The 21,293-nt window shown below is 69.1% G+C and carries 22 protein-coding genes and 1 pseudogene; 14 read left to right on the top strand and 9 right to left on the bottom strand.

Annotated features, from left to right (window positions below):
- The first annotated feature begins 100 nt into the window (after positions 1 to 100).
- Genes A4R44_RS26655 through A4R44_RS26635 form a run of 5 tightly spaced genes read left to right on the top strand, consistent with a single transcriptional unit; the run spans position 101 to position 3,252 of the window.
- Positions 101 to 613, top strand: coding sequence for a YbaB/EbfC family nucleoid-associated protein (locus tag A4R44_RS26655; RefSeq protein WP_067586586.1), 513 nt, complete (start codon positions 101 to 103; stop codon positions 611 to 613).
- A complete protein-coding gene (locus A4R44_RS26650; RefSeq protein WP_067586351.1) occupies positions 613 to 933 on the top strand; it encodes a type VII secretion target in 321 nt (106 codons plus the stop codon). Before A4R44_RS26655 ends, A4R44_RS26650 begins: the two co-directional genes overlap by 1 nt.
- Positions 930 to 2,171, top strand: coding sequence for a hypothetical protein (locus A4R44_RS26645; RefSeq protein ID WP_067586348.1), 1,242 nt, complete (start codon positions 930 to 932; stop codon positions 2,169 to 2,171). The genes A4R44_RS26650 and A4R44_RS26645 overlap by 4 nt, the downstream gene beginning before the upstream one ends.
- Positions 2,168 to 2,746, top strand: coding sequence for a hypothetical protein (locus tag A4R44_RS26640; RefSeq protein WP_067586345.1), 579 nt, complete (start codon positions 2,168 to 2,170; stop codon positions 2,744 to 2,746). The genes A4R44_RS26645 and A4R44_RS26640 overlap by 4 nt, the downstream gene beginning before the upstream one ends.
- Entirely contained in the window at positions 2,743 to 3,252 is a 510-nt protein-coding gene (locus tag A4R44_RS26635; RefSeq protein ID WP_067586342.1) for a hypothetical protein, read from the top strand. Before A4R44_RS26640 ends, A4R44_RS26635 begins: the two co-directional genes overlap by 4 nt.
- 7 nt (positions 3,253 to 3,259) lie before the next feature.
- Here A4R44_RS26635 and A4R44_RS26630 read toward each other — a convergent pair.
- Positions 3,260 to 4,763 (bottom strand): annotated as a pseudogene (locus tag A4R44_RS26630) (CoA-acylating methylmalonate-semialdehyde dehydrogenase).
- A 130-nt stretch (positions 4,764 to 4,893) separates the two neighbouring features.
- On the opposite strand from A4R44_RS26630, the gene A4R44_RS26625 reads away from it, so the two are divergent.
- The 3 genes from A4R44_RS26625 to A4R44_RS26615 all read left to right on the top strand — a co-directional run bounded on the left by A4R44_RS26625 (position 4,894) and on the right by A4R44_RS26615 (position 7,852).
- Positions 4,894 to 6,540 carry a PucR family transcriptional regulator gene (locus tag A4R44_RS26625; RefSeq protein WP_067586339.1) on the top strand — a complete coding sequence of 549 codons (1,647 nt, stop codon included), beginning with the start codon at positions 4,894 to 4,896 and terminating at the stop codon, positions 6,538 to 6,540.
- Positions 6,541 to 6,568: 28 nt separating this feature from the next.
- Positions 6,569 to 6,940, top strand: a complete 372-nt coding sequence (locus A4R44_RS26620) for an SSI family serine proteinase inhibitor (RefSeq protein WP_067586336.1) — start codon at positions 6,569 to 6,571, stop codon at positions 6,938 to 6,940.
- A gap of 102 nt (positions 6,941 to 7,042) precedes the next feature.
- Entirely contained in the window at positions 7,043 to 7,852 is an 810-nt protein-coding gene (locus A4R44_RS26615; protein WP_067586333.1) for a hypothetical protein, read from the top strand.
- A gap of 6 nt (positions 7,853 to 7,858) precedes the next feature.
- On the opposite strand, the gene A4R44_RS26610 is transcribed toward A4R44_RS26615, so the two are convergent.
- The 3 genes from A4R44_RS26610 to A4R44_RS26600 all read right to left on the bottom strand — a co-directional run bounded on the left by A4R44_RS26610 (position 7,859) and on the right by A4R44_RS26600 (position 11,297).
- The gene (locus A4R44_RS26610; protein WP_067586330.1) at positions 7,859 to 9,346 is read right to left on the bottom strand and encodes a DUF4153 domain-containing protein; all 1,488 of its coding nucleotides are present in this window, start codon (positions 9,344 to 9,346) and stop codon (positions 7,859 to 7,861) included.
- A gap of 212 nt (positions 9,347 to 9,558) precedes the next feature.
- Positions 9,559 to 10,629, bottom strand: coding sequence for a HAMP domain-containing sensor histidine kinase (locus tag A4R44_RS26605; protein ID WP_067586327.1), 1,071 nt, complete (start codon positions 10,627 to 10,629; stop codon positions 9,559 to 9,561).
- Positions 10,626 to 11,297, bottom strand: coding sequence for a response regulator transcription factor (locus A4R44_RS26600; protein ID WP_037813644.1), 672 nt, complete (start codon positions 11,295 to 11,297; stop codon positions 10,626 to 10,628). Before A4R44_RS26600 ends, A4R44_RS26605 begins: the two co-directional genes overlap by 4 nt.
- Positions 11,298 to 11,538: 241 nt before the next feature.
- Between A4R44_RS26600 and A4R44_RS26595 the strand changes: the two genes are divergently transcribed.
- From A4R44_RS26595 to A4R44_RS26575, 5 genes are all read left to right on the top strand, one after another.
- On the top strand, positions 11,539 to 13,044 hold the full coding sequence (locus A4R44_RS26595) for an NCS1 family nucleobase:cation symporter-1 (RefSeq protein WP_067586324.1): 1,506 nt from the start codon (positions 11,539 to 11,541) through the stop codon (positions 13,042 to 13,044).
- Entirely contained in the window at positions 13,037 to 13,879 is an 843-nt protein-coding gene (locus tag A4R44_RS26590) for a nitrilase-related carbon-nitrogen hydrolase (protein ID WP_095213610.1), read from the top strand. The genes A4R44_RS26595 and A4R44_RS26590 overlap by 8 nt, the downstream gene beginning before the upstream one ends.
- Positions 13,879 to 15,261: a dihydropyrimidinase gene (gene hydA / locus A4R44_RS26585; RefSeq protein ID WP_067586321.1), complete on the top strand. Its 1,383-nt coding sequence runs from the start codon at positions 13,879 to 13,881 to the stop codon at positions 15,259 to 15,261. The genes A4R44_RS26590 and hydA overlap by 1 nt, the downstream gene beginning before the upstream one ends.
- 63 nt (positions 15,262 to 15,324) lie before the next feature.
- Positions 15,325 to 16,323: a TIGR03842 family LLM class F420-dependent oxidoreductase gene (locus A4R44_RS26580; protein ID WP_067586318.1), complete on the top strand. Its 999-nt coding sequence runs from the start codon at positions 15,325 to 15,327 to the stop codon at positions 16,321 to 16,323.
- 179 nt (positions 16,324 to 16,502) lie between these two features.
- Positions 16,503 to 17,204, top strand: coding sequence for a hypothetical protein (locus A4R44_RS26575; protein ID WP_232791784.1), 702 nt, complete (start codon positions 16,503 to 16,505; stop codon positions 17,202 to 17,204).
- A gap of 72 nt (positions 17,205 to 17,276) precedes the next feature.
- Here the strand turns inward: A4R44_RS26575 and A4R44_RS26570 are convergent, their stop codons facing one another.
- From A4R44_RS26570 to A4R44_RS26555, 4 genes are read right to left on the bottom strand one after another with little or no spacing between them, the layout of a single operon-like run.
- Positions 17,277 to 18,509 carry a serine hydrolase gene (locus tag A4R44_RS26570; RefSeq protein ID WP_067586312.1) on the bottom strand — a complete coding sequence of 411 codons (1,233 nt, stop codon included), beginning with the start codon at positions 18,507 to 18,509 and terminating at the stop codon, positions 17,277 to 17,279.
- Between the two features lie 10 nt (positions 18,510 to 18,519).
- Positions 18,520 to 19,338, bottom strand: a complete 819-nt coding sequence (locus tag A4R44_RS26565; RefSeq protein ID WP_067586309.1) for a siderophore-interacting protein — start codon at positions 19,336 to 19,338, stop codon at positions 18,520 to 18,522.
- Between the two features lie 57 nt (positions 19,339 to 19,395).
- Positions 19,396 to 19,746: a hypothetical protein gene (locus tag A4R44_RS26560; protein ID WP_067586306.1), complete on the bottom strand. Its 351-nt coding sequence runs from the start codon at positions 19,744 to 19,746 to the stop codon at positions 19,396 to 19,398.
- Positions 19,743 to 20,150, bottom strand: a complete 408-nt coding sequence (locus A4R44_RS26555; protein WP_067586303.1) for an SgcJ/EcaC family oxidoreductase — start codon at positions 20,148 to 20,150, stop codon at positions 19,743 to 19,745. Before A4R44_RS26555 ends, A4R44_RS26560 begins: the two co-directional genes overlap by 4 nt.
- 96 nt (positions 20,151 to 20,246) lie before the next feature.
- Between A4R44_RS26555 and A4R44_RS26550 the strand changes: the two genes are divergently transcribed.
- Positions 20,247 to 20,954 (top strand): TetR/AcrR family transcriptional regulator, encoded by a 708-nt coding sequence (locus A4R44_RS26550; RefSeq protein ID WP_093573471.1) that lies wholly within the window; start codon positions 20,247 to 20,249, stop codon positions 20,952 to 20,954.
- Here the strand turns inward: A4R44_RS26550 and A4R44_RS50770 are convergent.
- Positions 20,944 to 21,293, bottom strand: a 350-nt coding sequence (locus A4R44_RS50770; RefSeq protein WP_232791783.1) for a zinc-binding dehydrogenase, incomplete at its 5' end; no start/stop codon positions are given. The genes A4R44_RS26550 and A4R44_RS50770 overlap by 11 nt on opposite strands.

Genomic DNA, 21,293 nt, shown 5'->3' with positions numbered 1-21,293 from the left:
CGAACCGGGCAACTCGGAACTTCGCTTGCGCGGGGAACCGGAACCCGGTTTTCTGCCTCGGAAAGACTATGAACCACTCGATCCGAAAGCAGCGGCCGACATGAACGCACTTTCTCCCGAAATCGCCGAAATCCGGCAGCGGGCCGCGGCGGCACAGGAACAGCTGAAGCACGTGTCGGCGACCGCGACGAGCCAGGACGGCGCGGTCACCGCGACCGTCAACACCGCCGGTGCGCTGCAGGAACTCCAGTTCGGCTCCCGCGCGGACGAGATGCCGCGCGCCGCCCTCGCGGCCGCCGTACTGGCCACCGCCCGGCGCGCCCAGGCCCAGGCGGCGCAGCAGCTGACCGCGATCATGGCACCGGTGATCGGCGAGAACAGCGACGCGATGAAATTCCTCGAAGAACAGATCCCGGAACCGGAAGTTCCGGAGGAAACGCCCCCGCCTGCTGCGCCGCAGCCGCAATTCTTCGACGCGCAGGACGATTCCGCCGCACCGCCCGCCCGGCCGGCGGCCCCGCCCGCGCCGCCGTCCCGGCCCGCTCGCCCAGCGGCCGACCCGGCCGATGACGACGACTACTACAGCGGCGGCTCGTTCTTGGGGAGGAACTGATGACCGGACCGCACGTCGACCTCCCGTCGCTGCGCGAGCACAAGAGCGAGGTCGAGAACATCGCGGCGGGCGTGCACACCGCGGCGCAGGCCACTGACTCCGGGCAGACATTCGGAGACGACGCGTTCGGCATCGTCGGCCAGGTCTTCGCGATGCCGCTGCAGATCTGGATGTCGGTGGCGACCTCGTTCGTGAAGGACCTGGGGAGCGAAGGCGACCAGATCGCGAACCTGCTGCAACAGGCGCACGACCACTACGACACGCACGAGCAACAGACGGTCGGCCACATCAACGGACTCGGCAAGGAGCTGCCGGAATGACCGAGACGCAGGAAAACCCGCTGGTCGCCCAGCCGGAGTCGCCGAGCGGCCTGACCACGAACATGGGGTCGTCCTCGAACGAGCTGGACAACCTCAACGCCCAGACCTCCGGCGCGGGCATCGTCAACGATCTCTCCGCGACGCAGACCGACCTCCGGCACGGCGACTGGGGCAACCTCGCCGTCGACGGGGTCACCGACGGACTCGACCTGCTCGGCGTGGCGATGGACCCGCTCGGCAGCCTGGCCAGCGCGGGCGTGGGCTGGCTGATCGAGCACATCAGCTTCCTCAAGGAGGGCCTCGACCAGCTGGCCGGCAGCCCGGAAGCGGTCACCGCCAAGGCCGTGACCTGGTCTAACATCGCGAAGCAGCTCGCCGAGAGCGCGGACAAGTACGAGCAGGCCGCGGGCAAGGTGGCTCCGAACTTCCAGGGCCAAGGCGGCCAGGCGTACCAGGGCCGGGCGAAGGACTACGCGGACAAACTCCGCAATGCGGCCGGGCAGGCCAACGGCGCGTCCACCGCGATGAATGTCGCAGGCGCTCTCGTCGGCACCGAGCGCGGGCTGATCCGCGACATGATCTCGTCGTTCGTCGGCGAGTTGATCGTCAAGGGCATCGCCGCCCTCGCGTCGTCGTGGTGCACCTTCGGCGGGACGGTCGCCGCATTCATCGCGGACACCGTCGTCGAGGGCGGGATCCTGGCGGAGAAGATCGGCACCCGGATCGCGAAGGTCGTGGAGAAGCTGGACAAGCTCGCGGAGAGCGCGGGCAAGTCGAAGGCGGCGATCGAGCAGGCAGCGAACGCGCTGCGCAAGGTCGGCAAGGCGGCGGGCAAGATCACCGGCAAGAGCGTGGACCTCGGCGTGAACCTGGAGAAGAAGGCCGGGGAGCTGAAGGACGCGGGCAAGGCGGAATCCGCCGCGGCCAAGGCCGACGGCTGGAAGGAAGCGGTCAAGGACAAGGTGCAGGCTCCGCTGAACGACAAGTGGAAGGAGCGGGTCAACGAGTGGGGCGAGACCTACTCGGAGGACGGCCGCACCGCGCTCAGTCCGAAGGGCTGGAAAGAGGCCGAGGGCGGCGTGCCGAAGTGGAGCCCCGCCGACACTGTCGGCGTCGGCGCCGAGGCCCGGCGGCAGGAGAACGAACAGTACGACCGGTACTCCGAGACTTCCGAAGCCGCCGAGAAGGAACGCGAGGCCAAGGAGGCCGAGGAGGCGAAGGGCGGCTCCGGCGAGTGACCCAGGAAGCTGTGCGAGCAGCCGCGGACCAGGCCAACCGCGAAGGCAGACTCCATCCGTCCCAGCGGCGGATGGTGCTGGACAGCAACTTCTGGACGCTCGTCCTGGTGCTGCTCGTCCTCGTCGCGCTGGCGGTCCTGACCCCGATCTGGTTCGGCATCAGCCCCGCCATGATCCAGGCCACCAACAATCTCAACGCCTACTTCGGCAAGCCGCTGGTGTCCTACTGGTCGAAGAACGCGCCGGTGTTCGTGATGTCGCTGGTCTTCCTGGTCGTCGCGGTGTATCCCGGACGCGCGATCCGGCGGCGGCTGGCGGACTGGCGCGGCGGCAAGGCCGACGTGGTGACGGGCTTGACGCACGACTTCGGGCACGTGCAGCACCGGCCGTCCGGCGTCCTGCCCCCGATGTACCTGTACGAGATCACGGAACGGATCCCCTTCACCTACCTCGTCGTGAACGGCAAGAGCTATCGGCTCGATCCTGATCTGCGGAGCCGGGTGCTCGGCGGCCGCACCCACGGCGCGGTCTTCGCCCCGCGCAGCAAGCTGCTGGTCAACGTGGTCGCGGCGTGACCGCGAAGGCCGATCCCGGCGAAGTCGCCGCCGCCAACCTCGCCGGAAGACTGCACCGGAGCCAGCGCGGAGCGGTCCTGGGCTGGTTCTTCTGGGCGGTCTGGGCGTTCGTCGCGATCGAGGTGGCGATCGCGGTAGTGGCGATCGCCAAGTCCGGCTTCAGCGGGTCCGCGCTGGGGGCGGTGGCAGTCACCGCGGTCGTCCTCGTGCTGGCGATCCGGTTCGGGCGGCGGCAGTTCGCCGACTGCCGCGCGCCGCTGACGGTCGTGCCCGGGCCGGTGCACGATTTCGGCACCGGCCCGATCACCGACGACTACCCGGTCGGGTTCAAACACACCCCGCGCGGCCCGGGAACAGTCGAGAAATGGCAGCTCCGCGTGGGCGGCCGCACCCATCAGGTCAATCCGGTCCGGGGCGAACGGCTGGCGATCGAACGGGTCCTCGCGGTGTGCCTGCTGAGCAGCGGCACCGTGGCGAGCATCGTCGGCGAGAACGGCGTGTGGTGAACCCGGGTCACGAGTTCTTCGGGAACCCCAGGTTCACCCCCGCGTGCGAGGTGTCCGGCCACCGGGACGTGACCACCTTCGTCCGCGTGAAGAAGTGGAATCCCTCCGGTCCGTAGGCGTGCGTGTCGCCGAACAGGGAGTCCTTCCAGCCGCCGAAGGAGTAGTACCCGACAGGCACCGGGATGGGCACGTTGACGCCCACCATGCCCACCTCGACCTCGTTCTGGAAGCGGCGCGCCGCCCGTCCGTCGCCGGTGAAGACGGCGGTTCCGTTGCCGTACGGGTTGGCGTTGACGAGGGCGAGCGCGTCGTCGAAGCTCGGCGTTCGCGCGACGGACAGCACCGGGCCGAAGATTTCGTCGGTGTACACCGCCATACTGGGCGTGACGCGGTCGAAAAGCGTGGGGCCGAGCCAGAATCCGTCGTTCGCGCCGTCCGCTTCCACACCCCGGCCGTCCATCACGAGTTCCGCGCCTTCGGCCACTCCGGTGTCCACATAGGACGAAACTCGTTCGTGGTGTGCCCTGGTGACCAGCGGGCCCATCTCCGACGACGGCTTGCGGCCGTCCCCGACGCGCAGTTTCCGCATCCGATCCGCGATTTTGGCCACCAGGTCGTCCGCGATCGGCTCGACGGCGACCACCACCGAAACCGCCATGCACCGCTCTCCCGCCGACCCGAAACCGGCGGACACGGCGGCGTCCGCGGCCAGGTCGAGGTCGGCGTCGGGCAGCACCACCATGTGGTTCTTCGCCCCGCCGAGCGCCTGGACGCGCTTTCCGTGGCTGGTGCCGGTTTCGTACACATAGCGGGCGATCGGGGTCGAACCGACGAACGAGATCGCCTTGACGTCCGGGTGCGCGAGAAGTCCGTCGACCGCGACTTTGTCGCCCTGCAGCACGTTGAACGCGCCGGAGGGCAGGCCCGCTTCGGCAAGAAGCTCCGCGATGAACAGCGCCGCGGACGGGTCCTTCTCGCTCGGCTTGAGCACGACGGTGTTGCCGCACGCCAGCGCGTTCGGGACGAACCAGAGCGGCACCATCGCGGGGAAGTTGAACGGCGAGATCACGCCGACCACGCCGAGCGGCTGCGCCATCGAGTAGACATCGACGCCGGTGGAGGCNGGTGGAGGCGTTCTCGCTGAACCCGCCCTTGAGCATTTGCGCCGCGCCGCACGCGTATTCGACGTTCTCGATCGCGCGCGCGACCTCGCCCGCAGCGTCCGATTCGACCTTGCCGTGCTCGCTTGTCACGATCTTCGCCAGCTCGTGTTTACGCGCCTGAAGCAGCTCACGGAATGCGAACAGCACCCGCGTGCGCCCGGCGAGTGACGTGCCCCGCCAGCCCGGCAGCGCGGCGGCCGCGGCGGCCACGGCCTGGTCCACCTCGGCCGGTCCGGCGAAGTCCACCTGCGCGCTGACCTGGCCGGTAGCCGGGTCGTACACGTCGCCGGTGCGTCCGGTGCCGGCGACCGGCTTGCCGTCGATCCAATGGCTGATGCGGTCGGTCACGACGTCCGCTCCTTCCGGTCGGGTGTCCACGAGTCTCCGGGCGAGCCGCCCGGGTCCGCTATCGACAACGTGTACGGACTACCCCTTTCCGCCGTACAGTCTGTGCCCTGCCGGCCAGCAAGGGGGATCGATGTACCCGACCGTCGCCGAGGCGCTCGCGTTGCCGGTGCTGCGCCAGGGGTGCCCGCGCGTGGTCGCGGGCAGCACCGGGCTCGAACGGCGGGTGCGCTGGGCGCACGCGGCCGAGGTCGCCGACATCGCGCATCTGCTGCGCGGCGGAGAACTCGTGCTCACCACGGGGGTCGCGCTTCCGGACGACGACGCGACGCTGACCCGGTACGTCGCCGACCTCGCCGAGGTGGGCGTCGCGGGCCTGGTGGTCGAGCTGGTGCGGCACTGGAACGACCGGCTGCCGCAGGCCCTCGTCGCGGCGGCCGAGCAGCGCGGATTGCCGCTGGTGACGCTGTCCCGCGAGACCCGCTATGTCGCGGTGACCGAGGCAGTGAACGGAATGATCGTGGACGCGCAGCTCGCCGAGCTTCGGGCGGCGGAGCGGGTGCACGAAACGTTCACGTCGCTGACCGTCGCTGGCGCCGAGCCTGCCGCGGTGCTGGCCGAGGTGGCGCGATTGACCGAACAGCCGGTCGTGCTGGAAACGCTGGAACACGAAGTCCTCGCCTACGACACGGCGGGCACGGACCCGGGCGAATTGCTGATCGGCTGGCCGGCCCGGTCGCGAGTGGTGCAGGTCGGCGAGCGCACCGGCTACCACTCGGCGGCGGGCTGGCTGGTCACCGTCGTCGGCGCGCGCGGCCACGACTGGGGTCGGCTGGTGCTGGTCTGCGCCGAGCCGCCACCGCATCGGTACCAGGTGGTCGCCGAACGGGCGGCGTCCGCGCTCGCGGTGCACCGTCTCGTCGCGCGCGACTCCGACACTCTCGAACGGCAAGCGCACCGCGCGGTGTTGACCGAGCTGCTGAATTCTCCCGCGCCAACCGCTGAGATCCTCGCGCGTTCTTCTGCGCTCGCCGTGCCACTGACTGGACGACAGCTGGTCGGCCTAGCGGTACGGCCACGTGTCACCGCGACTACGCGTCCGACGCTGTCCACGCCGCCACTGTTGCGCGAACTGGCCGAAGCGACTGCGCTCGCGACGCGCCGGGCGAAGGTGTCCGCGCTGGTGTCGACGGACGAGACTGCCGTACGCGCCCTTCTCGCTCTCTCGCCGGAAGCCAACGCCGACGCCGTACTCCAGCGCCTAGCCACCGACATCCACGACGCGCGCGCTTCCGCGCCAGCCGCGCTCGGCGTAGGCACGACGGTCACCGGACCCGCTGAAGCACAACGCACTTTGGTCGAAGCCGCGCACGTCGCTGCTGCCGCACTCGACGAGGACGACGGGCAACCATTGCACCGTCTCAAGGATGTTCGGTTACGCGGCCTGCTGCACCTTCTCGCTGACGACGAGCGCGTACACGCCTTCGCCGCGCGAGAGCTGGGCCCGCTCCTCGAACGCGACGCTGCTTCCGGCAGTCGCCTCGTCCCGGCGCTGCGGCACTATTGCGCACACGGCGGCAACAAGTCCGCCGCGGCCGTCGCCGCCCACACCTCACGGACGGCGTACTACCAGCAACTCGCCCGTATCGAACAGGTGCTGGGAGTGCGACTGGAAGATCCGGAGTCGATGTTGTCGCTGTACGTGGCATTACTCGCGCACGACCTCGGTGCCGCCACCCGTCCGAGCGAGGAAACCCTACCCGGACGAGGAGCACAGTGATCGGGTTCGCGGTGCCGATAACTCTCGTATGGTGTTCTCTTCCTTCGCTCCGGTCGCAGCTGCCTTGATCGGTTTCGGCGGCCTGGCCGCACCGCACGTCCCGGAGTCCGTGATGCAGCTGACCATGCACGAGACTTCCGGGCGCGTCACGAGCGTGTCCCTGACCTGCGACCCCGCCGGCGGCACGCACCGCCACCGCGACACCGCCTGCGCGACGCTCACGGCGGTCGACGGCGACTTCGCCCGCATCACGCCGCACCGGCAGAAGTGCACGATGATCTACTCCCCGGTGGACGTCACGGCGCTGGGCAGCTGGCGCGGCACCCAGGTGACGTACCGGACGACGTACCCGAACAAGTGCGCGGCGGACAGCCAGTCGAACGGGGTGTTCGCGCTTTAGGGCCCGGCGGCGGCACTCGGCTCCGGCGGTCCCGGAATCGGTTGCCGCGGCGGACAACCCGGTGGGACGCCGACGCTGTTCTCCGTAGGCCACGTCGCCGTGATGACCCCGACAACGCTGCGCGAACGGTACTTCGCGGTGCACCAGCACACCGGATCGGCGTTGTTCTGCTTTCGCCGTGGCTCGACCAGCGTGCCGTCGCCGCTCGCGGTCCGCGGAGAACGGCAGCGGACGGAGTACGTCTGGGGCGAGCTGCCCAAACAAGCGTATGCGCTCGGCCGGATCAGCGATCTCCTGGTGCTGGGCTTCCAGTCCGGTCTCCCGGACCGAGCCAAAACGCCGTGGGCGCACCGATTGCACCTGCCCGAGCACGAAGTGCGCGTCAGCGTGGTGGAGTACATCGGCTTCTTCCCCGCGCTGGGCATGCGGCAGGTGGAAGTCGCGCGGTTCGACCCGGTCTTCCACGAGATCGCGGCCGTCGAACAGAGCGGTGATCCGGACGCGCCGAGCGGTGGCCGTGCCTCATGCTCGGCGAGATGCTGTTCGGCCGGGCCGGTGTCGCCGGGCGGGCGGAGGGAACACCGCGCGGCGGCCGGGATCGCGGACCGGTCGGCGCCGCCGGATTCGTACCTCCGCCGCCATCGGCCGACCAGCGACGGATCGCTCGGCCGGGGACACAATTCGCAAGGGAAGACCGATGTCCGCCCCGGCTACCTGACCGCGGACGTCTACCGGTTCAACGTCGACGCGAACGTGGACATCGACGGGGAAAGCCCGTCCGGAGACGCGGAACTGACCCCGGCGGCGCGCCGCGACCTGGTCCGGCATCGCTGCGTGGCGGGCCGCTCCGAGCACCTCCCGGAGGACGAAAACCCCCTGATCGGCTGGCGGCTGACCGTGCCCCGGAGCTGACCCCCGTCATACGCACGGGGCCTGCGACCGGACGATCTCCCGGGCCCGGGAACGGCTCAAGTTCCAGGCGGGCCAGGCGTCGCCGGCCAGCGACCCGGCGATCGGGCGCAGCAGGCAAGCCGCGTCGGGACGGCGCTGCGCGACCACCGGGGCCACGTCGGCGGAGAACCGGCTCAGGTAACGGACGTCGAGCGGCTTGCCCTGCGCCGCCCGATCCAGATTGGCGGTCGCGATCGCCGCCTCCGGGTTCGCCGCGGCCAGTCCCAGCAGCGCCAGCGCGGCGGTCGCGATCGCCGCGCGGGGCAGCCAGTTCGCGCGGAGCGTGCCCAGTGTCGCTCCGATCAGGACGAACACCACGCCGAGCCAGATCTCGCACACCTCCACCAGCAAGCGCGGCACCGTGAATCCGTAAGCCTGCTGGTAGGTCCACATGCGGCTCAAGGCGGACAGCACCACGACCAGGCTCAGCACGGTCAGCGCGCCGAGCAGCGCCCGCAACACCGTCCGGTCGGCGCGGGTGGTTTTCGGGGCCCAGCGCAGGGCCGCGGCGACGATGCCGAGGGTCAGCACTGTGCAGGCGCAGAGTTGCCAGAAACCGCCGCGTGCGTAGTCCGCCGAGGTGAGGCCGTCGGTGCGGAGGACGTAGTCCGTGCCGCCGAACAGAGCGGTCGCTTGCACGCCGACGTACGCGGTGAACAGCACCGACAAGGTGCCCAGCAAGGAGGTCCACGACAGCCGATCGCCGACCGTGGTCTTCCGGTTTTCCCGTTCTGGCAAGGGATCTGCCGAGATCAGGAAGACGGCCGCCATCGCCGCGAAGCCCACGGCGAACACCAGCACGGCTTGGACAGCCGAACTGGGCCGCACGTCCGGGACGAGGTCGCCGACGAACTGCGCGAAGCGGGGATCCGCGCTGATCAGCAACGGCAAGAACACCACCAGGACCAGGCCGGACAGCAGCGCCGCCCCGAGGACCCGCCCTTGGTGCCGACCAGGGCGAGGACTCCGGCGGAGCAGCCACGGCACCGCGCGGAACGCTTCGAGCGGGACGGCGAGAACGTCGTAGGTCACGCCGTGCACAGTCCGCTTCCCGACGACGGCGAGCGACGCCGCGGCCGCCGCCGCGAGCCCGCACAAGACGAACAGCCACTCGGCCGCCCGCAGGGCTCCTACCGCGAGCAGCGCGATCGCCAGCAGCGCCCAACCGGCTTGTCGCCAACGCCTCGCTTTTCCTTCTCGCGCCTCGGACAGCCTCGCGCACGCCAAGAGCGCCGCGGCCGCGATCAGCAGCGCCAGCATCCAGCCGATCCCGGGCCGGTCCACCGGCACGACGACCGCCCCCGCGACCGCCACCGCCAGCGCGGCCAGCTTCGCCCCGACGGGCACCGCGGCTTCGGCCCGCTCGAACAACGGCCGGGGCCCCGGGTGCCGGACGACTCGCACCACCCAAGGCGGAACGGCATGCGCGGGATGATTCTGGACCTGCTCGGACATGAAACCTCTCTTCGCGATAGCAAATAGCAAGGTGCGTGGCGGCCAGGTGAGGAAACTCGCCAAGGATTTCTCCGCCGTGGGCCGGGCGCGGGGATTCTCGCCGCTGCCGACAGGTCCGGCGACGCGCCTCGGAGGTCCGTGAAGGGCTCCTTGCGGGAACCTGAGTCCCGCAAGGAGCCCTTCACGGACTTCTGCGGGAGTGCGGCCCGGCCTCAGGCAGGCAGCGTCACCCGGATCCGGCACCCCGGCCCGCCGCCGCCAGCGGCGGGACCTCCGCCAGGCACCGCCTCGACCGGCTCGGGGTCGACCACCGCGACGGTCCCGCCGTGCAGTTCCACCACCCACCGCACGATCGCCAGCCCCAGTCCGGTCCCGCCGCCGCCGGCGCGTTCTCCCCGGGTGAAGCGCTCGAACACCCGGTCCCGGTCGGGTTCCGGAATCCCCGGTCCCTGGTCGTGCACCTCGATCCGCGCCTCCCCGGCCTCGACCCGCGCCAGCACCGCCACCTCTCCCCCGGCGGGGCCGTGCCGGGCGGCGTTCTCCAGCAGGTTCAGCACCACCTGGTAGATCCGTTCCCGGTCAGCGGACACCGTCGCGCCGGACGGGGTCACCGAGACCGCGAACCGGACTCCCCGGCCCGCCGCGGCGGCCATGGCTTCCGCCTCCGCGGCGACCTCGGCGAGCAGGTCTTCGAGGTCGACCGGCGATCGGTCCAGCGGCAGCGTTCCGGCGTCGATCTGCGACAGATCCAGCAGTTCGGTGACCAGCCTCCCCAGGCGTTCGGTCTGGTGCAATGCCGTGCGCAGCGTCGCGGGATCCGGCGAAGCGACGCCGTCCACCAGGTTCTCCAGCACGGCGTTCAGCGCGGTGATCGGCGTCCGGAGCTCGTGCGAGACGTTCGCGATCAGCTCCCGGCGCTGCCGGTCCGCGGTGGACAGGTCGGCGGCCATCTGGTTGAACGCCGCGGCCAGCGAGCCGACCTCGTCGCGGGCGGTGGCGCGGATCCGGCGTGTGTAGTCGCCTTTCGCCATCGCCCGCGCGGCCGCCGTCATCTCGCGCAGCGGCCTGGTCATGCCGTGCGCCAGGATCTGCGACGTCAGCAGCGCGATCGCCACCGCGGTCACCGTCGTCCGCGGCGGCAGCCAGCCGATCTGGTAGCGGAAGAACGCGAACGCGATCCCGCCGGAGGCGACCATCAGGATCGCCAGTTTCAGCTTGATCGACCGGATCCCGTCCAGCGGTCTCGGCAGGAAATCCACGGCCTTCGCGACGAACGGCTTCACGCGGGAACCTCCAGCGCGTACCCGACCCCGTGCACCGTCCGGATCAAATCGGCCCCGAGCTTCCGCCGCAACGCCTTGATGTGGCTGTCCACCGCCCGGGTACCGGCTCCGGTCGCCTGCACGTCCCAGTCCCACACCTCGCTCAGCAGCCGTTCCCGCGGCTGCACCGCGCGCGGACGGCGCGCGAAATGCACCAGGAGATCGAATTCGATCGGCGTCAGCTGGGCGGGTTCGCCCCCTCGGCGAACCCGGCGTTCCGCGATGTCGATCTCCAGATCTCCCAGCACGATCCGCTCCTCCGCCGCGGCCGACGAGCGCTCCACCCGCCGCAGCAACGCCTGGATCCGCGCGGACAGCACGCGCATCGAGAACGGCTTCGTGAGGTAGTCGTCCGCGCCGACGCCGAGCCCCACCAGCAGGTCGGTCTCGTCGGCGCGGGCGGTGAGCATGAGCACCGGCACCGGCCTTCGCGCCTGGATCCGGCGGCACACCTCGAGTCCGTCGAAACCGGGCAGCATCACGTCGAGAACCACCAGGTCGGGACTGGTCGCCGCCTCCGCGTCGACTGCCGCGGGGCCGTCGTGCGCGACCGTCACGGAAAACCCTTCCGCGCTCAGCCGGGCATCGATCGACGCGGCGATGGTGAGGTCGTCCTCGACGACCAGCACCCGTCTTCCCCCGTTGTCCATGCCGCCGACTTTAAGCAATCGCCGTGGAGGCCATCCGGGTGAGATGTGGAGATCCGGTGGAGATGTTTCCGCCGTTTTGCCCCGGGATGACGAGCAGGTTGTGACGTAGGTCATGCACCCCGGCGCGGTTCGGCGCAATCGACAGACTGCGCCGAGGGCGGCCGAACAGTGAACAGTCTGTCTCTGCCCCCGGCCCCCGCCCGGCGCGCAGGATTCCGCAATGGAGCCGACGACACGTGAGCACAGCCGGGTGGACCTCGGCGACGTGCGGGCGCTGCGAGGCAGCCGGTTCTTCAACGACGAACTGGCCCCGGTCCCGGTCGAGAAGCGGACCTGGACGACCTACAACTATTTCGCGCTCTGGATGGGGATGGCGCACAACATCCCTTCGTACGCACTGGCCGCGTCGCTCATCGCGCTCGGCATGAACTGGCTGCAGGCGCTGATCACGATCACCGTCGGCAACCTGGTCGTGCTCGCGCCGATGCTGCTCAACAGCCACGCGGGCACCAAATACGGCATTCCGTTCCCCGTGTTCGCCCGCGCGTTCTACGGCCTGCGCGGGGCGAACCTCGCCGCGCTGCTGCGCGCGTTCATCGCCTGCGGCTGGTTCGGCATCCAGACCTGGGTGGGCGGCGAGGCGATCTACGTGATCGTCGGGCGGCTCGCCGGGTCCGGCTGGCGCGATTCGGCGGTGATCGCCGGGCAGCACTGGACGATGTGGCTGTCGTTCGCGGTGTTCTGGCTGCTGCAGATGCTGATCATCTGGCGCGGCATGGAGGCGGTCCGCAAGTTCGAGAACTGGACCGCGCCGCTGGTGTCGGTCGGCTTCCTGATCCTGCTCGGCTACGTGCTGGTGAAGGCGGGCGGACTCGGCCCGATCCTGCACGACAGCGGGAAGCTCGGCTGGGGGCCGGGGTTCTGGAAGGTGTTCGCGCCGTCGCTGATGGCGATGATCGCGTTCTGGTCGACGCTGTCGCTGAACATGCCGGACTTCACCCGCTTCGGCGGCAGCCAGCGCAAGCAGATGCGCGGGCAGATCCTCGGACTGCCGACCACGATGACGTTCATCGCCGTCGTCGCCATCCTCACCACGTCCGGCGGGCACGTGCTCTACGGGCAGGACATCTGGGACCCGGCGCAGCTGGCGGACAAGTTCGCCAGCCCGGTCGTGGTCGTCGTCGCGCTGATCGCGCTGGTGCTGGCGACGATCTCGGCCAACCTGGCCGCGAACGTCGTCAGCCCGTCCTACGATTTCTCGAACGCCTTCCCGAAGCGGATCACCTTCGCGCTCGGCGGCCTGATCACCGGCGTGATCGGCGTCCTGATCCAGCCGTGGCGGCTCTACTCCGACCCGGACATCTACATTTTCGCCTGGCTCGGCTTCTACGGCGGCCTGCTCGGCGCGGTCGCCGGGGTGCTCGTCGCCGGGTACTGGGTGGTCAAGCGCACCCGGCTCAAGCTGGCCGATCTGTACCTGCCGAGCGGGCAGTACTGGTTCACCGCCGGCTGGCACTGGCGCGCGCTCGCCGCGACCCTGATCGGCGCGGTGCTCGCGGTCGGCGGGGCCTACGGCGGGCCGTTCCCGGCGGACGGGCTCATTCCGTTCCTGAAACCTTTGTACGACTACAACTGGGCAATGGGTTTTGTCGGCGCGTTCGTCGCCTACATCCTGTTCAGCCTTCCCTTGAACGCGCACCGGAACGAGGAGGAAACCAGTGTCTGACACGGTCCGAGCCGGCTTGATCCAGCAGCGGTGGACGGGTGACAAGGAGTCGATGATCGCGAACGCGGTCGAGGCCATCGGCAAGGCGGCTTCGCAGGGCGCGCAGGTGGTGTGCCTTCAGGAACTGTTCTACGGCCCGTATTTCTGCCAGGTGCAGGACGCGGATTTCTATTCCTACACCGAGGCGATCCCGGACGGCCCCACCACGAAGCTCATGCAGGAGGTCGCCGAACGGCACGGCGTGGTGCTCGTGGTGCCGATGTACGAACAGGAACAGCCGGGCGTCTACTACAACACCGCGGCGGTGATCGACGCCGACGGGACATACCTCGGAATGCACCGCAAGAACCACATTCCGCAGGTGAAGGGCTTCTGGGAGAAGTTCTACTTCAAGCCGGGCAACCTCGGTTATCCGGTCTTCGACACCGCGGTCGGCCGGATCGGCGTGTACATCTGCTACGAACGGCACTTCCCCGAAGGCTGGCGCGCGCTCGGGCTGGCCGGGGCGCAGATCGTGTTCAACCCGTCGGCGACGAGCCGCGGGCTGTCGGAATACCTGTGGCGGCTGGAGCAGCCCGCGGCCGCGGTGGCGAACGAGTACTACGTGGGCACGATCAACCGGGTCGGCGTGGAGCCACTGGGCGACAACGACTTCTACGGTCAATCGTACTTTGTGGACCCACGCGGCCAGCTCGTCGGCGAGGCGGCGTCGGACACCGAGGAGGAGATCGTGGTCCGCGACCTCGACATGGGCAGGCTCGCCGAGGTCCGCGACCTGTGGCAGTTCTATCGCGACCGCCGCCCGGACAGCTACGGCCCGCTCGCGGAGGCCTGATGACCACCCTCATTCAAGGCGGGCAAGTCGTTTCGCCGTCCGGCGCGATCACCGCCGACGTGCTGGTGGACGGCGAAACCATCGCGGCGGTAGGCGCGCCCGGCACGCTGACCGGCGACGAAACGATCGACGCGACCGGCAGGTACGTGCTGCCCGGCGGAATCGACGCGCACACGCACATGGAAATGCCCTTCGGCGGCACGCATTCGGTCGATTCCTTCGAGACCGGCACCATCGCCGCCGCGTGGGGCGGCACGACGACGATCATCGACTTCGCCGTGCAGGCCAAGGGAACCTCTCTGCTGTCCACACTGGACAAGTGGCAGGCCAAAGCGGACGGCAGCTGCGCGATCGACTACGGCTTCCACATGATCGTGTCGGACGTCAACGATTCCTCGCTCAAGGAAATGCGGGCGTGCGTCGACGGCGGGGTCGGCAGTTTCAAGATGTTCATGGCCTACCCCGGCGTTTTCTATTCCACCGACGGGGAAATCCTGCGCGCCATGCAGCAGGCGCGCGAGATCGGCGCGACGATCATGATGCACGCGGAAAACGGCATCGCGATCGACGAACTGGCCGCGCAGGCGGTCGCCGCCGGGCGCACCGACCCGGTGCAGCACGGCCTGACCCGGCCGCCCGAACTGGAAGGCGAGGCGACCTCGCGGGCGATCCGGCTCGCCCAGGTGACCGGATCCCCGTTGTACATCGTGCATTTGTCGGCCGCACCGGCGCTCGCCGCGGTCGCCGAGGCGCGGGACAACGGGCAGAACGTCTTCGCCGAGACCTGCCCGCAGTATCTGTATTTGTCCATTGAGGACCTGGCGAAACCTGATTTCGAGGGCGCCAAGTTCGTGGCTTCGCCGCCGCTGCGGGAGAAATCGCACCAGGCGGACCTGTGGCGCGGGCTGCGCACGAACGACCTGTCCGTGGTGTCCACCGACCATTGCCCGTTCTGTTTCAAGGACCAGAAAGAACTCGGGCGCGGCGACTTCCGGGCGATCCCGAACGGGATACCGGGCGTCGAACACCGGATGGACCTGCTGCACCAGGGTGTGGTCGCGGGCGAGATCTCGCTGGGCCGCTGGGTCGAGACGTGCTCGGCGACGCCCGCGCGGATGTTCGGGCTGTACCCGCGCAAGGGCGTGATCGCGGCGGGCTCGGACGCGGACATCGTGGTGTACGACCCTTCGGCGCGGCAGACGCTTTCCGCGGAAACACACCACATGAACGTGGACTACTCGGCGTACGAAGGGTTTTCGCTCACCGGGAAGGTCCACACCGTTCTGTCGCGGGGTCGCGTCGTGGTGTCGCCGGACGGATTCCACGGCAGTCCCGGGCACGGAAAGTTCCTGTCTCGCGAACTCAATCAGTATCTGAATTGAGCCGGAAAGAACACAGCGCGGCGAAGCCGCTCGGTTGAGGGCGGCGGAGGGGAAGAAGGCCGGATGGATTTCGGGATCGTGCTGCAGACCGACCCGCCCGCGGCGGAGGTCGTGCGGATGATGAAGGCCGCCGAGGACGCCGGGTTCCGGTACGGCTGGACGTTCGACTCGTGCGTGCTGTGGCAGGAACCGTTCGTGATCTACTCGCGGATCCTCGAAGCGACGTCCGCGCTGGTCGTGGGCCCGATGGTGACCAGCCCGGGCACGCGGGACTGGTCGGTGATGGCGTCGACCTTCGCGACGCTCAACGACATGTTCGGCAACCGCACGGTGTGCGGAATCGGCCGCGGCGACTCCGCGCACCGGGTGGTGGGCCGTCCGCCGTCCACTTTGGCCACGGTGCGCGAATGCATGCGCGTGGTGAAGGATCTCGCCGAAGGCCGCGAGGTCACGATGAACGACACCCCGGTCCGCATCCCGTGGATCCGCGGCGGCCGGCTGGAGATGTGGATGGCCGGGTACGGCCCGAAGGCGTTGCAGACCGTCGGCGAACACGCGGACGGCTTCATCCTGCAGTGCGCCGACCCGGCCATCGCCCGCTGGACGATCGGCGCGGTCCGGGACGCCGCCCGCGCCGCGGGCCGCGATCCAGGCGGGATCACGATCTGCGTCGCGGCCCCGGCGTACGTCGGCGAAGACCTGGCGCACCAACGGGAACAGCTCCGCTGGTTCGGCGGAATGGTCGGCAATCACGTCGCCGACCTGGTGGCCCGGTACGGCTCGTCCGGCCCGGTGCCGCACGAACTGACCGACTACATCCGCGAGCGCGAAGGCTACGACTACTCCCACCACGGCCGCGCCGGGAACCCGTCGACCGCGTTCGTGCCGGACGAGATCGTCGACCGGTTCTGCCTGCTCGGCCCGGCCTCGGCGCACGTCGCGCGGCTGGAGGAACTGGCGGAACTGGGGGTGGACCAGTTCGCGCTGTATCTGATGCACGACGAGCGGGAGGACACGATGGCCGCGTACGGGGCGCAGGTGATTCCTAAGCTGACCGCCTGACTTCGCCAGTTCCCGCCATCGACGAGATACAGCAGAAGGATGGGAATTAACTGCCTCGGAACCAACCTGACCTGTTACCTTAAAACAAGAATCAGTTTCACTACTTCGGCAACAGCGCTGCCGAGACGGCTGGGGACAAGGACAGCGTCGAAACGGAGGAGGCGACCAAGAACGCCTTCGTGATGCCGTTCATCAGCGCGGTCCTTGGCTACGACGTGTTCAACCCGGCCGAGGTGATCCCGGAGTTCACCGCGGACGTCGGGATCAAAAAAGGCGAGAAGACCGACTACGCGATCCTGATGAACGGCGAGTTCTACACCGATCTGGACGCACCCAACCGGATGGACGCGAAGCCGTTCCTGGTGCTCGACTTCGCCGGCATCGGCGAGACGCTGCTGCCCGAACTGGCGAAGCTGACCAAAGAGTCCTTCAACCTCGAATCGGTGACCAGCACCGCCGGCCAGCTCAAGCGCATCCTGGCGGCTCAATTCAAGCAGCCCGAAGACGAATGGGTCCGTTTTCTCACCACGCGGCTATACGAGGGCTCTTTCACCCGGCGAGTCCGCGACCAGTTTGGCCGAGAAGGCGGCCCGCCAGTTCCTGAACGACCGGCTCAAGAACGCTTGGGGCGGGCCGGACGCCTCCATCAGCATCACGAGCGGCGCCGCCTCGGAAGCGGAGCCAGCCCCTGCTGCCGGGGCTTCGGCCGCCGTCGAAGAAGAGGGCGTCCGGGCGATCGTGTGCGGAGAGGTCGCTCCGGCGCGAGTCGTGGCCAGGGACAACAAGAGCTGCTTCAGCATCCTGCTGGACGACAACAACCGGAAGCCGATCGCGCGGCTGTGGTTCAACCGGACAAGGAAGTACCTGGGGATTTTCGATGAAGCAAAGACGGAAACCCGGCTGGCAACGGACAATCGCCAGCCGGGAACGGCATCGTGACCGTGCTTTAAGGATCAGTCCAGCATCGCCTGGTACACCAGCTGCCGCAGCTGCTGCCGGATCGGATGAGTCGACGACGGCAGCAGCTGCGTGTAGAACGCCACCGTCAGGTCCTCGTCCGGATCCACCCAGAAAGCCGTCGACGCGGCCCCGCCCCACGCGTACTCGCCAGGCGTGGCCAGCGTTTTCGCCTTCACCGAGTCGATCAGGACCGAGAAGCCCAGCCCGAAGCCGTACCCGTCGAAAGGCATTTCCGCGAACAGCGGGCGGCCGTAGGACTCCAGGTCCACATGCCCCGGCAGGTGATTGGCCGTCATCAGGTCCACCGTGCGCGGGCTCAGCACCCGCACGCCGTCGAGTTCGCCGCGGCGCAACAGCATCTGCGTGAACCGGTGGTAGTCCGCCGCCGTCGAGACCAGGCCGCCGCCGCCCGAAAGGCACGCCGGGCGCGACGTGCCCACTGCGCCGAAGGCGTCGTTGCGGACCAGTTTCTTCGTCCCCGGCGCGGGCAGGTACAACGCCGCCAGCCGGTCGGTGTCCGAGGTCCAGAAACCGGTGTCGGTCATGCCCAGCGGGCCGAAGATCCGCTCGGCGAACACCTCGTCGAGCGGCTTCCCCGCGAGCACCTCGACCAACCGGCCGAGGACGTCGCTGGCCACCGAGTAGTTCCACTCGGCGCCCGGCTGGAACACGAGCGGGAACCGGGCCCACGCTTTGGCGCATTCCGCCAGGTCCAGCCCCGGCGGCGTGCCCCATTCGTACCCGCCCGCGCGGTAGAGCGCGTCGACCGGGTGCGTGTGGTGGAAGCCGTAGGTGAGACCCGCGGTGTGCGAAAGCAGGTGCCACAGCCGGATCGGTTCGGTCGCCGGCTCGGTGACCGGAGCCAGCGCCGAACCTTTCGCGTACACCCTCGGCTCGGCGAATTCCGGCAGCCACCGGGAAATCGGGTCGGTGAGGTCGATCAGGCCCTCCTCGACGAACGTCATCGCCGCCACCGAGGTGACCGGCTTCGTCATCGAGAAGATCCGCCAGATCGTGCCGGTCTCGACCGGGGCGCCTGCCTCGACGTCCCGCGCGCCGTGCGACGCGACGTGCACGATCCGGCCGTGCCTGCTCACCACCGCGAGGTAGCCCGGCAGCAAACCGTCGTCGACGTACCGGGCGAAATGCCGGTCGATCCGCCGCAGCCGTGCCCCGTCGAAACCCGCGTCGGCCGGATCGGCCTCCACCTTCACCTCGGTCGCCATGGCGGCGACCTTACGCCGGGCTCGCCGTGTTCCGCTCCGCTGCCTTTTCCTCGCGCCAGGCCTCGTCGTTCTTGCCTTCGCGCCAGTATCCGGACAGCGACACCGCGTCCCGCGCGACACCGCGCTCGTCGAAGAGGTACCGCCGCAGCTCCCGCACGAAACCGGCCTCGCCATGGACGAACGCGTGCACGTTCTCGTCCGGCCACGGCAGCGCCTTCACCGCCGCCACCAGATCGTCGGACGCCGAACGGTGCAGCCACGTGACCTGCGCGTCGGCCTTGGTCGCGAGCGGCTGGTGCTCCGCCTTGTCCGCCACGAGCAAGAACACGTGCGCCAGCGCTCCGGGCGGCAGCGCCTCCAGCGCGGCGGCGATGGCGGGCACCGCCGATTCGTCGCCCACCAGCAGGTGCCAGCCGGCGTCGGGGCGCGGCGCGTACGCCCCGCCCGGACCGGCCAGCAGCAGCTCGTCACCAGGCTGTGCGCGCTGCGCCCACGGCCCGGCGAGCCCCTCGTCGCCGTGCACCACGAAGTCGAGCACCAGTTCGCCCGCGGCCTCGTCGTACGAGCGGACCGTGTACGTGCGCATCCGCGGCGCGTGCTCGCGCGGCAGTTCCTCGCGGATCCGGTTCAGGTCGAACGGCTCCGGATACTCCACTCCGTCCACCTTGAAGATCACCTTCACGTACGCGTCGGTGAACTCGTTCGGGCGGAAATCGCGAAGTCCCTCGCCGCCGGCCACGATCCGGATCATGTGCGGAGTGAGGTGCTCCTTGCGCAGCACCTCCAGCCGCACCGCGGTCCTCCCCTTGCGCGCCGGACCTTCGGCCATCGAACACCCCTGTTTCAGTAAGGTTTACCTAAGTAGCGGCTTCCACGGTACGCGCCTTCACCCGTTCCGCCCAGTGCCGTCGTCCGCGAGTCCGGGGAGCGCCGTCAGGAAACCGGCCCTGACCCGCTCCCGGAACCCGAGGAAGAGCCGGTTCGCCGCCAGCACCGCCCACCACTGCCCGGTCGCCGCATTGCGGATCCGGTGGGTGACGAGGGAACCGGCCGGGCCGGCGGCGACCTCGTACTCCCCGCGGTACCACCAGCCGCCTTGCGCGGCGAGGAACCGGCGATCGCGGTCCACTTCCAGCTTCATCGAACAGGCCGCCGCGGTCAACCGCTTTTCCAGCCGCGCGAACACCTCCGCGGGCGCGGCGGAGACGACTCCGGAGACCTCGACGATCGTTCTCATGCTTCCCACGGCTTCGACACCCGCGTGTTCTGGAACGCGGTGATCCGCCAGCCCGCGTCGCCCCGCACCAGGACATAGGTCAGCGTGCTTTCCCGGCCCTCCGCCGCCGGGTCTTCGCCTCCGGTCAGCGACGAGCCGCCGCCGGTCACGATGACCGCGACGTCGTCCCGCAGGAACCGCACGCGCGGTTCGCCGAAGCCGGTGAGTTTCGAGCCTTTCAGCGGCCCCTGGAACAGCTCCCGGTGCGAGTCCGCGATCGCCTGACGGCCCTCGGAGCGGAGCCCGAAGAAGGTGACGTAATCGGCGTCTTCGGTGAAGCAGGCGCCGTATGCGTCGCCGTCTCCGCTGTTCCAAGCGTCGGCGAGCCGGTCAAGGACGGACAGGACTTCTTCGCGCTGCGACATGGTTTCTCTCCTTAACGAACGTCGTTCGCGTACGAGGTCCAGTTGTACTCACGAACGGCGTTCGCGTCAAGCGCGGGGGTCGTCTAGGCTTCGGGGATGACCGCACCGCCCCCGCCCTGGCGCCGGACGCCGAGCCCGCGCCGGCGCGCCGCGAAGCAGATGCTGTCGCAGGAACTGATCGTGAAAACCGCGCTCGAAATCCTCGCCGCCGAGGGCATCGACGCCGTCTCGATGCGCCGGGTCGCGCAGCAGCTGGAGACCGGGCCCGCGTCGCTGTACGCGTACGTGGCCAGCAAAGAGGAACTCGACGAACTCCTGCTCGACGCGGCACTGAGCGAGGTGCCGTGCCCCGAGCCGGACCCGCGGCGGTGGACCGAACAGGTCAAAGAGCAAGTACGGCACCAGATCCAGGCAATGGTGGCGTATCCGGGCATCGCGAAAGTCGCGTGGCAGACGCCGATTCCGGTGACGCCGAATTCGTTGCGGCAGGGCGAGGTCATGCTTCAGCTGCTGCGCGCGGGCGGACTGGATCTGCGGCAGGCGATGTTCGCCAGCGACGCGCTGAGCACGTACACCAAGGCTTTCGCCTACGAAGCCAGCGGCTGGACGTTCGGCGATTACGACCCGGAGAAAATGAGCGAACGCGAGCGGCAGATGGCGGGCTACATGCGGTCGCTGCCCGCGAGCGCGTTCCCGAACCTGTTGCAGGCCGGGGAATTCTTCACCGCGGACACCAGCCAGGCCCGGCTCGAATTCGCACTGGAGGCGTTCGTGGCCGGGCTGGCGGCGATGGTCAGAAAGTGAGCACGATCTTGCCGCGCGTGTGTCCCTGTTCCAGCTCGCGGTAGGCGGCCTGGACCTCGGCAAGCGGGTACGTCGCGGCGACCTCGACGTCGAGCAATCCCTTGTCCGCCAAGGCAACGAGGTCGCGCATGACCTCGGCGCTCGCCCCGGCCATGTTGCCCTCGGTCTTCACCCGGTACTTCTCGGCGGCGTCGAAGTCGACCACCGTGTCGATGCGGCCGGGATAGACGCCGAGCCGCAGCCCGAGTTCGACATACCCGTCGCCATAAGTGTCGATGAACGCGTGCACCTCGCCACCGGCCAGTTCCCGGAGCCGCTCTTCGAGCCCTTCTCCGTATG

This window comes from Amycolatopsis sp. M39, from assembly GCF_001651785.1.
Taxonomy (GTDB): Bacteria; Actinomycetota; Actinomycetes; order Mycobacteriales; family Pseudonocardiaceae; genus Amycolatopsis; species Amycolatopsis rubida.
Note: the sequence above shows the minus strand (reverse complement) of the source record. Positions and strands in the feature narration are given on the sequence as shown.

Excerpts from the sequence above, each read along its gene's own strand:
- A4R44_RS26625 (WP_067586339.1), top strand. The coding sequence starts at position 4,894 with ATGTACCCGACCGTCGCCGAGGCGCTCGCGTTGCCGGTGCTGCGCCAG.
- A4R44_RS26560 (WP_067586306.1), bottom strand. The coding sequence starts at position 19,746 with ATGAGAACGATCGTCGAGGTCTCCGGAGTCGTCTCCGCCGCGCCCGCG.
- A4R44_RS26655 (WP_067586586.1), top strand. The coding sequence starts at position 101 with ATGAACGCACTTTCTCCCGAAATCGCCGAAATCCGGCAGCGGGCCGCG.
- A4R44_RS26550 (WP_093573471.1), top strand. The coding sequence starts at position 20,247 with ATGACCGCACCGCCCCCGCCCTGGCGCCGGACGCCGAGCCCGCGCCGG.
- A4R44_RS26610 (WP_067586330.1), bottom strand. The coding sequence starts at position 9,346 with ATGTCCGAGCAGGTCCAGAATCATCCCGCGCATGCCGTTCCGCCTTGG.
- A4R44_RS26615 (WP_067586333.1), top strand. The coding sequence starts at position 7,043 with ATGACCCCGACAACGCTGCGCGAACGGTACTTCGCGGTGCACCAGCAC.
- A4R44_RS26620 (WP_067586336.1), top strand. The coding sequence starts at position 6,569 with ATGGTGTTCTCTTCCTTCGCTCCGGTCGCAGCTGCCTTGATCGGTTTC.
- A4R44_RS26570 (WP_067586312.1), bottom strand. The coding sequence starts at position 18,509 with ATGGCGACCGAGGTGAAGGTGGAGGCCGATCCGGCCGACGCGGGTTTC.
- A4R44_RS26650 (WP_067586351.1), top strand. The coding sequence starts at position 613 with ATGACCGGACCGCACGTCGACCTCCCGTCGCTGCGCGAGCACAAGAGC.
- A4R44_RS26580 (WP_067586318.1), top strand. The coding sequence starts at position 15,325 with ATGGATTTCGGGATCGTGCTGCAGACCGACCCGCCCGCGGCGGAGGTC.
- hydA (WP_067586321.1), top strand. The coding sequence starts at position 13,879 with ATGACCACCCTCATTCAAGGCGGGCAAGTCGTTTCGCCGTCCGGCGCG.
- A4R44_RS26565 (WP_067586309.1), bottom strand. The coding sequence starts at position 19,338 with ATGGCCGAAGGTCCGGCGCGCAAGGGGAGGACCGCGGTGCGGCTGGAG.
- A4R44_RS26645 (WP_067586348.1), top strand. The coding sequence starts at position 930 with ATGACCGAGACGCAGGAAAACCCGCTGGTCGCCCAGCCGGAGTCGCCG.
- A4R44_RS26595 (WP_067586324.1), top strand. The coding sequence starts at position 11,539 with ATGGAGCCGACGACACGTGAGCACAGCCGGGTGGACCTCGGCGACGTG.
- A4R44_RS26555 (WP_067586303.1), bottom strand. The coding sequence starts at position 20,150 with ATGTCGCAGCGCGAAGAAGTCCTGTCCGTCCTTGACCGGCTCGCCGAC.